Below are 11,519 nucleotides of genomic sequence, written 5' to 3'. Positions count from 1 at the left end.
GTCCCCCCTGGACTCAAATCAGCACAAACGAAAGGCTGCATATTCTCCCTTAAAACAATAGCTTAAGGTCACTTCACTAGACTGGCGTTTGTGTTCGTTTAAGACTGTTTGAGCAGGTTGGTGCACCCTTTTTGCACCAAATACCACCCGTCCTCCCCGCCCTTGCCCACAGCATCCAACCCGTCCGGCCGGATCCTGCCAACCTCGCCGCCCGCTGGCCGCCGTTCCGGTCCAAGGTGCGCTGAACTGGGCTAAGACCGAAACATGCTAAGCCTGCCACGACGATTCGACCGTTTTGATGGGATGACAGAGACACGACGCCCCAAGCGGAGTGGGGCCTACTGGCTGAGCGCCGCCAAGGTCAAGACCGCCAAGCGAGGCTATCATGCCGACGGCCGCGGGCTCTACCTGGTGGTCCAGCCCTCCGGCACCAAGAGTTGGACCCTGCGCTACATGTTGAACGGCAGGCGCCGGGACATGGGGCTCGGCCCCTACCCCACCATCGACCTCGCCACGGCCCGCAAGAAGGCCGAAGAGCAGCGGGCTCACCTGGTGGATCAGGTTGACCCCCTGGAGGCCAGAGGAAAGCACAGGGCACGGAAGCGGGCCACCTTCCTCGCCGCAGCAACCGCGCTCATCGAATCAAAGCAGCACGGCTGGCGCAACGCCAAGCACGCCGCCCAGTGGACCTCGACCCTGGAGCGCTACGCCTTTCCCACCCTCGGTGACCTGGACGTTTCCCAGGTGGACACGGACGCGGTCGTCAATGTCCTGAAGCCCATCTGGACAGAGAAGCCGGAGACGGCCTCACGCGTACGCCAGCGCATCGAGGCGGTCCTGGACTATGCCATCGCCCTGGAGCAACGCACGGGCCCCAATCCGGCCCGCTGGCGAGGCCACCTCGACCACCTGCTCCCGAAGGTGAGCAAGGTGAAGCGGGTGAAGCACTTCGCGGCCCTGCCCTGGGCCGAGATGGCCGACTTCATGGCCCTGCTCCGCGCCCAGGACGGCCTCGGAGCCCAGGCACTGGAGTTCACCATCCTGACCGCCTGCCGCTCGGGGGAGGTACTTGGCGCCCGGTGGGATGAGGTCGACCTCGACCAGAAGGTCTGGACCATCCCGGCCGAACGCATGAAGGCCAACCGCCCTCACCGAGTGCCACTCCCCGAGGATGCCGTGACGCTCCTGGAGGGCCTGCCCCATATAGAAGAGGAACCCTACGTCTTCCCGGGTCAAAACGCGGCCGGCCGCTCAGCAACATGACCCTGACAGCCGTGTTACGGCGCCTGGAGCGCACCGACATCACCGTCCACGGCTTCCGGTCCACCTTTCGGGACTGGGCCGCCGAGCACACCAACTACCCCCGCGAACTCGCCGAGGCGGCCCTGGCCCACGTGCTGGACAGCAAGACCGAGGCGGCCTACCAGCGGGGAGACCTATTGGAGCGCCGTCGGGAGCTGATGAAGGCGTGGGCGGGGTGGTGCACGGACGCTTGAAAGCGTCCCCGTTCACTGTACTTGGGTGGCTCCATATTCACCCACAATCACGCGGCGCTTACGTAAGCCAGCGCTAGAAGAGAATATTCTTCAGTTGGCGGATCGCATAGCGAATTGAAAGCCTGATGTAGGCCATGGAATTGAGTGACGTTCCGCGTCTGGTTATGCGCGACTATTTCTTTGCACTAGCACTGGCCCGCGCGCTACCGAGGAAACCCTTAGTATTCATGATCTTTTCGATGCACTTCTCTACTGCCGAGTCGGAATAGTACCGTGTCTCCGGGTTCTTGTGCAGGTAGTGTTCAGAGTTGTTGCTGTTTCGCCATTTTAGTTTGTAGGCAAGCGCTCGAAAATCGAATTCATTTATGCTCGTACGGTCAGGCTTGGCCTTGCCAGCCTTTAAGTATTCTCTCAAAACGTCTTCGCTGTACCGCTCCTTTAGTCGTCGATTAATCTCCTTAACCGCGTCGGTAGCCCGAAATGGATGCGTTTTGCTACGGTCGACTGGTTTCTCCACGACGATGGCGTTCGCGAGACCTTCCATGCCTGCTTCTGCTTTCGAGAGCGTAACCATGTTGCCCTGATCATCATCTGTTGCGAACACCAGCTTTACATTGAGAGGAATTGCAAACTGTATATCGTCCACATTCTTGGCTTCCGATTCCAGAGCCTCTGATATCGATATCAGCTCCTTCCCCACCGCTTGTCCGTACTTCGCGATAATTGCCGCATTCGATGAACTGCCCAAATCGCCGACTATGGAAAGCATCCCCGCTTGCGATGTTGGTAGAAACTGCTGCTCGGAAAACTTTTGGAACGCCGTACTGTAGTTCATGATCCCCGACTGAAATATACGCGACATTATTCCCTGAACTTCTGGCATAAGTAAATGGACAGCCTGATCGCGGTAATAAGTAATTCGCGCGACGTTCTTGCGGATAGGGCTATTTTCCTTATATTGCCTATTCAAACATTCTCGGAGAGAAATCGTTTCTCGGATTGCCCCTGACCTAGTGCTGGTCTTGAATATCGATCCCTCTCCATCACGTTCTATGATGATCGCCTTCAAAAGCTGTTCCCACGCAACACAGAAACAAAGGACGAAAGAGTCAAGTCGGTTCTCCAGCGAAGGCCGGTTGTATAATTCGAGCGCCAAGATCATGTTGTCGCGTGATTTCTTCAGTAAGGCCTTTGCGAGTCCGGATTTGCAGTTAAAGCCCAGTTCACGGCGGTGCTTGCTCTGAGAGAGCTTGCGACTAAAGGTAAGCGGGTCGACTGCCAACGTGTTAGCGACCGCGAATTTTCCTTCATCGATTTGGCTTAAATACTCGGATAGCTGACCCTTATTGACGTAGGTCTCAAGCGACACCGCTTTCCATTCTGTCGCGGCCAAGATTTCGGCAGTAGTGACTGCGAGGCCCTTTGCCTCTTTTCCTTGCAGTAAAGCAAGAAATGCCTGATGAGTTCTTCTCGGCTTAGCCATACTTGTTGGCACCTAACGTCTTTCGAGAACGTCCTTGCGTTGTGCACCGTAGCTATCCCCGCCGTTGTTTGGGGTGCTCATAAACTTTAATAGAAACACTTCATCGATTACCTAATAGCAAATCACTTCGGCGATACAAATACTGTGATCGGCCGTTGTTCAGAACACTGAGCTAAGACATGGCGGTTGTAACGAAACGTTCTATCTGGAAATGGGGCGCTCCGTCCTGAAAAGCGATTTTAGCCGACGAGCCCGCCGGGAGACGGTTTCGGTCATAGAAGAACCGACCCAAAAAGAGAACGGGATTCCTTCTGCCTCCGAGATGCTTGCTTGCCTATCCTCCTGATCGCCTCAGGTTTATATCGGCATGCTGTTACCGCAGGTAAAAGCACCTGAGCGACCAACCTTACCGGAGTCATGCACACTATGCTGCGAATATCCCCGCCTGTCGACCCACCCGAAATGGCGAGCCTGCGGCGCAGCGAGTGGGACATCCCCGCCGCTCGGCGGCTGAACTGGGCAGATCCGCGGTGGAGAACTGCGCCAACGGCTACTACCGCGCCGTACGCGCCCGGTGTCGGCCGATCTCCTGCAACGGCGCATTTATAGCGCGCTGGTGCTCGGCGCCTTCGGCAATGATCCCCAGTGTACCGCCTACGCCATGGTCGCAGCGGCCTAATGCAGCCCGCCCGCCGCTCTGTTCTCCCCGTCCTTCTCCGGCAATAGATCCACGAACCGCCCTTCTGCCTCGGTGAATAGCCGGAATTCCGGCATGGCGAAGGTCCGCCGCTTCTTTGAGACGCCCTTCGGCTTGATGGGCGCCTGGGCCACCCAGATGCCGTGCCGGGTTTCGAGCGAGAACGTCACCACATCGATCCGGTACGGTGAGGTGTAGCTGGCTGTAAAAACCCGCGCATATCTGGCGAAGGATTGATTGGTAGGCCAATCAGTCGCTGAGCCGGCAGGCGGGCGGCCGCGAGCAACCGGTGACAAGAGTGCCGGAATCGGGTAGATGAAGAGGGGCCGTTGAGACAGGTGCGATACCGGGTCTAATTGACTTGGCCGTCGATCCCGGTATCGCACCCCGGGCCGTGCAGAGCACGAGCCCGCACACTATTTCTCGTTTTCCCCTGACAATCAAGTCCTCATCGGCCTGGATCGCCGATGGAGAACTCTGCACGCCTGTACAACTGCGCCCGTTGTCACCGTCAAGTGATGATCTGCAGCGGCTGTGACCGCGGCAACATCTATTGCCCTGAGGGGTGTGCGCAGGTGGCACGAAGCGCGTCTCTGCGGGCCGCCGGCTGGCGCTACCAGCAGAGCCGCCAGGGCCGGCACAAGCATGCCGAGCGGCAACGCCGCTACCGGGCGAGAAGGCAGAAAGTGACGCATCAGGGTTCCCCGGCCCCGCCCCCTCATGATCCACTACCCCCCGTTCCGGCGAGGCCGGCTGGCCGCCGCGGTGCGGATGGCGCGCCGATGATGGCGCCCATTCGCTGCCACTTCTGCGGCCGTGAGTGCGGACCTTTCCTGCGTACCGGCCCGCTTCATCGCGCCACCGCCGCTGCTGCGCTTGGAACAGTCACCCGACAGGGGCCACCAGGCGCCCGGGCTCAGCCCCCTTGAGCCGGCCGGCCACGAGATGAGGAGAAACGCATTGGCCATCAGCAAAGAACAAGAGGCGCAGATCCTGCGCTATCACTACGTCGAGAAGTGGCGGGTGGGCACCATTGCCAGCCAGTTGGGCGTACACCACAACGTCGTCAATCGGGTGCTCTCCCAGGCCGGCATGCCGAAGGTCGAGCGGGCTGCGCAGCCGTCGATGATCGATCCTTATCTGCCGTTCATCACCGACACCCTGGCCCAGTTCCCCACGCTCACCGCCAGCCGCCTCTACGGCATGGTGCGTGAACGGGGCTACCCCGGCGGCCCCGACCACTTCCGCCATCAGCTCGCCTGTTACCGGCCACGCCCCCGGCCCGAGGCCTTTCTGCGCCTGAAGACCCTGCCCGGCGACCAGGGACAGATCGACTGGGGCCATTTCGGCAAGCTCACCATCGGCCGCGCAACCCATGCCCTGATGGCCTTTGTCATGGTGCTCAGCTACTCCCGGCGCATTTTTTTGCGCTTCTTCCTCGATGCCAAGATGGCCAACTTCCTGCGGGGCCATGAGGCGGCCTTCACCGCCTCGAACGGCCTGCCCAAGGTCCTGCTCTACGACAACCTCAAAAGCGCCGTGCTGGAGCGCCAGGGTGAGGCCATCCGCTTCCATCCCACCTTGCTCGAGTTCGCCGCCCACTACCGCTTCGAGCCCCGTCCGGTGGCGGTGGCCCGGGGCAACGAGAAGGGGCGGGTGGAACGCGCCATCCGCACGATACGCGATAATTTCTGGCCGGCCCGCCAATGGACCGACATCGATGACCTCAATGCCCAGGCCGAGGCCTGGTGCAACGGCTGGGCCATGGACCGGCCCTGCCCGGAGGACCGTGCCCTCTCGGTGCGCCAGGCCTTCGAGCAGGAGCCCCTGCTGGCGCTGCCCGATAACCCCTATCCCACCGACGAGCGGGTCGAGGTCCACATCGGCAAGACCCCTTACGCGCGCTTCGAGGGCAACGACTACAGCGTGCCCCACACCCATGTGCGCCGCACCCTCACCGTCTCGGCCTCACCCACCGAGGTGCGGATCCTCGACGGCGGAGACGTCATCGCCCGCCACCCGCGCAGCTACGACAAGGGCCGGCAGATCGAACAGCCGGAACACATCGAGGCACTGGTCCAGATCAAACGCCAGGCCCGGCATCATCGCGGCCAGGACCACCTGGCCCAGGCCGCACCGGCCAGCCGGCAGTTACTCATACAGGCCGCTGAGCGTGGCGACAACCTCGGCGCCATCACCGCCGCCCTGCTGCGCCTCCTCGATGCCTACGGCGCCCCCGAGCTGGAAGCGGCCATCCAGGAGAGCCTGGCCCACGGGGTCGCTCACCCCAACGGCGTGCGCATCGCCCTGCAGCGGAGGCGCGAGGCGAGAAACCAGCCGCCCCGGGTGGGAGTGCGCATCGACCACGCGCGCGCCAGGGGGCTGGTGGTACGCACCCATGATCTGGGCGGCTACGACGCCTTGCAGTCCACCCCGCCCGAAGCCGAAGACGACGCCCAGGAGGAGCCCCAATGATCCCTAACCCATCCCTGAAAGAACGGGCCACGGCCCTCAAGCTCCATGGCCTGCTGAGCCATTGGGAGGAGCACGCCGACGCTGGCTGGGTCGAGTCCCTGATCCAGTGGGAAGAGGAAGAACGTGCCGACCGCAGCCTCGAGCGGCGCATGAAGGGGCGCGGCTGGGCCGCTTCAAACCCCTGGCCGACTTCGACTGGGGCTGGCCCAGCCGTTGCGACCGGGAACTGGTCAGTGAGCTGATGCGCCTCGACTTCCTTACCGAGGCGGTCAATATCATCCTGGTGGGACCCAACGGGGTCGGCAAATCCACCCTGGCCCGCAACATCGCCCATCAAGCGGTGCTGGCCGGCCACAGCGTCCTCTTTACCAGCGCCGGCCAGATGCTCAATGACTTGGCCGCCCAGGATGGCGACAGCGCCCTCAAGCGGCGCCTCGCCCGCTACGCCCGCCCTCAACTGCTAGCGGTCGACGAGGTGGGGTATCTCGCCTACTCCAATCGCCATGCCGATCTGCTGTTCGAGATCGTCTCCCGCCGCTACGAGGAGAAATCCACCCTGGTCACCACCAACCGACCCTTCGCCGAATGGGGTGAAGTCTTTCCCAACGCCTCCTGCGTGGTCTCCCTCGTGGACCGGCTGGTACACCGCTCCGAGATCCTCACTATCGAAGGTGAATCCTACCGGCTCAAGGAGGCCAAGGAGCGACAGCAGCAACAGGCGCAGCGGCGCCAATCCGCAGCCAAATCCAACAAAGGAGCCCAACCATGACCCATCCCCCGATACCGGACGACTGGACACCAGAGCAGGCATTGGCGATCTGATGACTTTATCGACGAACTCCGCGATGCCATCTGGAGCCGATACGATCGGCAGCTGGTCGAACTCATGCAACAAGACCGCATAACGACCTTTGAAGTCGACGACGATGACTTGATCTTCTGAGCCGACTCTTAAGCCCACCCCGGCGGCGTGACCTGGCTTGAGTCGAGGCGACCTATCCGCGCTGAGGCCGAGTCACGCCGCCTGAACCCGCGACTGCGACCTTCGCCATTTATGCGCGGATTTACTCAGCCGCTAACATGAGGCGCCGATCGAGCCGTAGCGGTCCAGGATGTCGTCGATGCGCGCGGCTTTTTTCGGCGGCAACGACCACGCTTCCATGATCACGAACACGAAGTCGGCCGCATAAGTGTGGGCAAGCGCGCGGATCTCCCGCGCCGAGGCATCCTTGCACGCCTCGCTCGTTGCATCCATTTTCACCGGGTGTACCTGTTGCGTGCTCAAGGTGCCGACAAAGGCGAACGGGACCAGCGACTCACCCTGTTCAAGGAAGCCCCTGGCCGCCCCCATCAGCGGTTCGATAATCTCGAGGTAGGGCTTCGGGATAGCGCTCATTTCGGCTTGCTTTGCATGCCCTTGGCGATTTCGTACTCCCGCTGCAGTCCGGTACCCGGATCGGTATTGGGATCGAAAAGCCGGAAGCCGACGTGCATCAGGCACAGCAGCTGCAAGCCGGAGTAGTCCCCCGGCAGGGCTTGCAGCGTGTGTCGCTTGCCCGGTTCATTAATCGAAAGGCCGGATTGCCCGAGCTTGGCGATCTCCATTACCACCTCTCCGCTCTTTTCACGTGGCAGCTTCGCAAAGGTCTCCATGGCGCCCAGCATGTACTGGATCGCATCAGGCCGCGGCTTGCCATCGACCGCACGGTGCAGGTCTTCGTTGGACATGCGGTTCGCGGCCTTGATGGCGGCATCGCCGACCGCGTGTTGCGGAAACTTCTGAATCAGCTTCTTGTACAAAGCCTCCGCCTCACCGCGGTGGCCGCCACCCAGCTGCTCGAGACACTGGGCCAGGTTGTAAAGCGCTTCCGGCTGGTCCGGTGCGGCGGCGACCGCCTGACGAAACAACGGCAACGCCTCGGCCAGCTTGCCCTGCCGGCCCAGAACCGCGGCGAGGTTGCGCAGCGCGAACGCATCGCCCGGTTGCAGCTCCAGCGCGTTGCGCAGGGTCTCTGCGGCCTCCTCGTCGCGTCCGCTTCGTGCATAGGCCACCCCAAGACCCACGGCCGAATGCGCGTAGGTGGGGTCGAGTCGAAGGCAATGCTTAAGCGGCTCGATGCATTCATCGGTGCGGCCGAGTTCGCTGAGGCAGATGCCGTAGTTGTAGGCGATGTCCGGGTCATCGAGCATGCCGTACAGCGCCTCGAGCATCGGCAGGGCGTCCTCGAGGAAGCCATGCTGCAACAGGCCGATCACATAGTGCTTCGGCTCCACCCCCTGCTCAGGGACGGCGACCACCCGGATGTACCCATCGTCCACTGTTACGGCCGCGGCCCATCCCCGCTCGGCATACCTGAGCGCCAAGTAGGTCAGCACAGCCTGCTCGAACGCCTCCGTGCCGGGCGTGCGCGCATTCGCGGGCAGCGTGGATACATCGAATTCGGCGACGGGGATCTGAAGGATTTCCGGGGCTTTAGGGCTATTCATTGGACTCGTTGAATGCTGGGTAATCGGTCGGTCATGTGAATCGTCACCGGCACCCGAGCGATCTGAAATGTATTGACTGCCGGGCAATACCTGCCCTTGCACGAGGCGCCGGTCGTGCATGATGACGACGGCCGCATGATACCGGAGCGCGGTTGTTTCTTCGACGGGCGGCGTCCAACCGCAAGGCCCGCTTGCCTGCTCTCTACCTGGCTGTCGGAATTCTCAAAGCCGGCAAGCAAGGAGTGTCCATGCCTGTATTGATCAAGGCAATATCTGTTGTCGTCCGGACTGACGCGATCCTGGAACGGTTGCCCGGAGGTTGGGACGAATTCAAGGACGTGAGGTCACCTCGTTTCGGTATTGGGAGAAGCGAGCCCTAAAGCCTCTCCTCAAGCGAGCAGCGATGCCGCGTCACGTTGGAGGTGGCTGTTAGATCTGTTTCCTACCGTCCTAAATCTAGAGATATTCTCAGTAAGTCGCTTTTCTGGCCCCCGAAGCCATTATCTTCCAACGGAAGACAAGTCATCACCAACTCTGCTTCTTTAGATGAATTAAGAAGATTAAGCATGAATTGGATGCCGGAGCGTGCAACATTAGCGTGTACGCGCAAGGTATTCCCGCCAACATTCACTTGACCTATGGCCACTGTTTCATTAAACCACTCTTTATCATAAGAGCTGGGCTCCTCTCCCTTTAGTGCTTCAATATCTATTATCGCGATCTTTCCTACCAGCGTTGGGCCACTAGTTATCGTACCCCGAAGGTGCAGCGCAAGGTTATTCAGGAAACTCTCCCTTGCTCCTACGCCCCATGCATAAGATCCACGAAAATGGTCAATAGGAATCTGGAACTCGACAGACTTTGATTTGAGATCCATGCTAATTATCATTCTTCCTTAACGACCAAGCTCATTTACGCGAATGGAGCGCCTGTTTAGGCGATAACTGCACATTGTACATTGGCTTCATTTGCATGGCCGTGTCTCATTTCGTGCTGCCCAATATCCTCTTTGAAAGGCTGACGCCATTTTACCCTCATCTAAAGAATCACCGTATGCCGAAGGCATTGGTTGTTTTAAAACCCCGCGATGACTGCATTCATCGGCAAGACCCATGTCATAACCAACATTATATGCCTCGTCTTCGGGAGGACCGGGATCACCGCAGCTAGTCAGTACCATAACAGCGCCAATTATCGCAGAAATCTTCTGGGGCCCAAGCTCAATTAGCATCGTTTTAAAGCCCGCTGATCGCTTTATTCGCCTAACGAGATAGGTAAGGAAAGGCAGCTAACCAGAGGCCCCAACCCGTGCAGCGGGCGAACTTGACCAGTTTAGCTGCTTTTTTCCTGTAGAAAATTGCCATGAACATATTCTTCGTATTCTATATAGAGTACCAAAATATCTAGTGCGATATTTGAAGCCGTTTTCTTATGCATTCTATGTAATGTGGCCCGAAGTCTGTCACCTTTTATTTCTAGCACACCCCATTCCTTTTGTGTAAGACTTTCAATTATTTTGTCGTATTTAAATTTAAAATAGTCTGGAAGATCTGGCTCAAAAAAGGGAGTGGCCATAAATAGATGTTTGCTACAGGCTAACTCCAATCTATTCTTTACATCATTTTCGCCCACAGCTAAGATTCTTACGGTTTCTCTTAGGCGGTAGCGGAAATTGCTCATTTGGTATCAGCAGCTAACGCCACACATAAACGGCACGAGGTACAAGCGTTCGGCGACCGAAGGGAGCGAATTTGATGTGATTGTTAGGCATTACTTGCTGTACTTCAAATACAAAATCAATGCTTTCTTAATATGCGTTTCAGCACCGTTACTAAACGGCTCCACAATACCATTCGGCGTACCAGAACCGATAACGCTTCGCGACCATAACTCTAAATAGCCAGATCTGGGGATATTATTGGTAGAAGTAGGTTTTGAGTCTTTCTCTATTGCATTTAAATAGAAAGCTTCAAATGTAAGGCGAGCATGTACAGCCTTCGCATCATAATTGCCTCTGCTTTGGGTTGCCATTAGCTCATATTCAAGAATTATAAAATCATTTGCGGACGCAAAAAACACGGCGTGTGCAAATTTATTTGCATCTACGACTTTCAGAGGCACATTATTGCTTGCAGCTAACAACTCAATATCTGTTTCTGCCCGACGACATATTTTTTCAAGAACTTTATCACTTGAATCGATAGAACAAATAAAAACAATACCTTTCCATCCGGCCATATCTTTTTTCCATCCGGCCATGTCTTTGCTGTTGTGTTTTTCGTAGGATTTTTCCAGGCCTTCTCCAATTGCCGAAGCTGGCAGTGTGACAAATATTAGAATCAACCAGCAGATGTTTTTCATCGCAACCTCTTTTTATGCCACCGTCTTCAGTTCTGTTATCTGCATCAATACTCCGTGTACTTAATCTGCAGCCTAGTAGTTCATGGGGTAGCAAAGTTCCCGTGTTTAAACACGAAAGGTTTCCGTCTATCCAAGACGCTCCGCCCTTCCATCGGACATCGCATCTCGCCGGCGCCCCTTAAAAAACGCACTGGCTTCATGTTCTTGGCAGCCTAGCTTGTAGGTGTGGCAGGTATCCCCCGCAGGACGGGGGATGGGGAAAGGTGGAAGGCTTCCATGCGATTACTATAGCCAAGAGCGCTTGGGAGCAGCTGATGTACCGGAGAGATCTCCGCGACGTTAACCGTCATTGGAAAGCGTTAGGCAGATTCTACTCGCCACCACATCCAGGGCAAAGTGACTGACTATCCCCCCGTCGAGGGCCCAGCAGGGTTCGCCAATAGAAGAAGCGCGCCAATCCAGGAATTCGCGTCCTGGAGGGCTCGAACCACTGTAAAGTTTTCCGACAGTTTCGCTTTTA

The 11,519-nt window shown here is 58.1% G+C and carries 10 protein-coding genes and 1 pseudogene; 4 read left to right on the top strand and 7 right to left on the bottom strand.

The window, feature by feature from the left end:
• Window positions 1–303: 303 nt before the first annotated feature.
• The gene (locus U5S82_20030; protein ID MDZ7753866.1) at window positions 304–1,263 is read left to right on the top strand and encodes an integrase arm-type DNA-binding domain-containing protein; all 960 of its coding nucleotides are present in this window, start codon (window positions 304–306) and stop codon (window positions 1,261–1,263) included.
• Entirely contained in the window at window positions 1,260–1,496 is a 237-nt protein-coding gene (locus tag U5S82_20025) for a hypothetical protein (protein ID MDZ7753865.1), read from the top strand. Before U5S82_20030 ends, U5S82_20025 begins: the two co-directional genes overlap by 4 nt.
• Before the next feature lie 172 nt (window positions 1,497–1,668).
• Here U5S82_20025 and U5S82_20020 read toward each other — a convergent pair whose 3' ends face one another.
• Together U5S82_20020 and U5S82_20015 are read right to left on the bottom strand one after the other, a co-directional pair.
• Window positions 1,669–2,979, bottom strand: coding sequence for a DUF3644 domain-containing protein (locus U5S82_20020; protein ID MDZ7753864.1), 1,311 nt, complete (start codon window positions 2,977–2,979; stop codon window positions 1,669–1,671).
• Between the two features lie 675 nt (window positions 2,980–3,654).
• Window positions 3,655–3,846 (bottom strand): hypothetical protein, encoded by a 192-nt coding sequence (locus tag U5S82_20015; protein MDZ7753863.1) that lies wholly within the window; start codon window positions 3,844–3,846, stop codon window positions 3,655–3,657.
• Between the two features lie 790 nt (window positions 3,847–4,636).
• Here U5S82_20015 and istA point away from each other — a divergent pair.
• A complete protein-coding gene (gene istA, locus U5S82_20010; GenBank protein ID MDZ7753862.1) occupies window positions 4,637–6,151 on the top strand; it encodes an IS21 family transposase in 1,515 nt (504 codons plus the stop codon).
• Window positions 6,148–6,920: pseudogene (istB, locus tag U5S82_20005) on the top strand (IS21-like element helper ATPase IstB). Before istA ends, istB begins: the two are co-directional and overlap by 4 nt.
• A gap of 306 nt (window positions 6,921–7,226) precedes the next feature.
• On the opposite strand, the gene U5S82_20000 reads toward istB, so the two are convergent.
• From U5S82_20000 to U5S82_19980, 5 genes are all read right to left on the bottom strand, one after another.
• Window positions 7,227–7,547 (bottom strand): hypothetical protein, encoded by a 321-nt coding sequence (locus U5S82_20000; protein ID MDZ7753861.1) that lies wholly within the window; start codon window positions 7,545–7,547, stop codon window positions 7,227–7,229.
• Complete coding sequence (locus tag U5S82_19995; protein MDZ7753860.1) at window positions 7,544–8,638, bottom strand: tetratricopeptide repeat protein; 1,095 nt, start codon at window positions 8,636–8,638, stop codon at window positions 7,544–7,546. Before U5S82_19995 ends, U5S82_20000 begins: the two co-directional genes overlap by 4 nt.
• A gap of 442 nt (window positions 8,639–9,080) precedes the next feature.
• Window positions 9,081–9,515 carry a hypothetical protein gene (locus tag U5S82_19990; protein ID MDZ7753859.1) on the bottom strand — a complete coding sequence of 145 codons (435 nt, stop codon included), beginning with the start codon at window positions 9,513–9,515 and terminating at the stop codon, window positions 9,081–9,083.
• Between the two features lie 455 nt (window positions 9,516–9,970).
• Window positions 9,971–10,318, bottom strand: a complete 348-nt coding sequence (locus U5S82_19985; GenBank protein ID MDZ7753858.1) for a hypothetical protein — start codon at window positions 10,316–10,318, stop codon at window positions 9,971–9,973.
• A gap of 90 nt (window positions 10,319–10,408) precedes the next feature.
• Window positions 10,409–10,999, bottom strand: coding sequence for a hypothetical protein (locus tag U5S82_19980; protein ID MDZ7753857.1), 591 nt, complete (start codon window positions 10,997–10,999; stop codon window positions 10,409–10,411).
• Between the last annotated feature and the right edge of the window lie 520 nt (window positions 11,000–11,519).

The organism is Gammaproteobacteria bacterium (assembly GCA_034522055.1).
Classification (GTDB): Bacteria; Pseudomonadota; Gammaproteobacteria; order JAABTG01; family JAABTG01; genus JAABTG01.
This window is presented reverse-complemented; position numbering and strand designations above follow the sequence as displayed.

Coding starts and splice junctions, on each gene's coding strand:
- U5S82_19985 (MDZ7753858.1), bottom strand. CDS start 10,318: ATGAGCAATTTCCGCTACCGCCTAAGAGAAACCGTAAGAATCTTAGCT.
- U5S82_20025 (MDZ7753865.1), top strand. CDS start 1,260: ATGACCCTGACAGCCGTGTTACGGCGCCTGGAGCGCACCGACATCACC.
- U5S82_20000 (MDZ7753861.1), bottom strand. CDS start 7,547: ATGAGCGCTATCCCGAAGCCCTACCTCGAGATTATCGAACCGCTGATG.
- U5S82_20030 (MDZ7753866.1), top strand. CDS start 304: ATGACAGAGACACGACGCCCCAAGCGGAGTGGGGCCTACTGGCTGAGC.
- U5S82_19980 (MDZ7753857.1), bottom strand. CDS start 10,999: ATGAAAAACATCTGCTGGTTGATTCTAATATTTGTCACACTGCCAGCT.
- U5S82_19995 (MDZ7753860.1), bottom strand. CDS start 8,638: ATGAATAGCCCTAAAGCCCCGGAAATCCTTCAGATCCCCGTCGCCGAA.
- U5S82_20020 (MDZ7753864.1), bottom strand. CDS start 2,979: ATGGCTAAGCCGAGAAGAACTCATCAGGCATTTCTTGCTTTACTGCAA.
- U5S82_19990 (MDZ7753859.1), bottom strand. CDS start 9,515: ATGGATCTCAAATCAAAGTCTGTCGAGTTCCAGATTCCTATTGACCAT.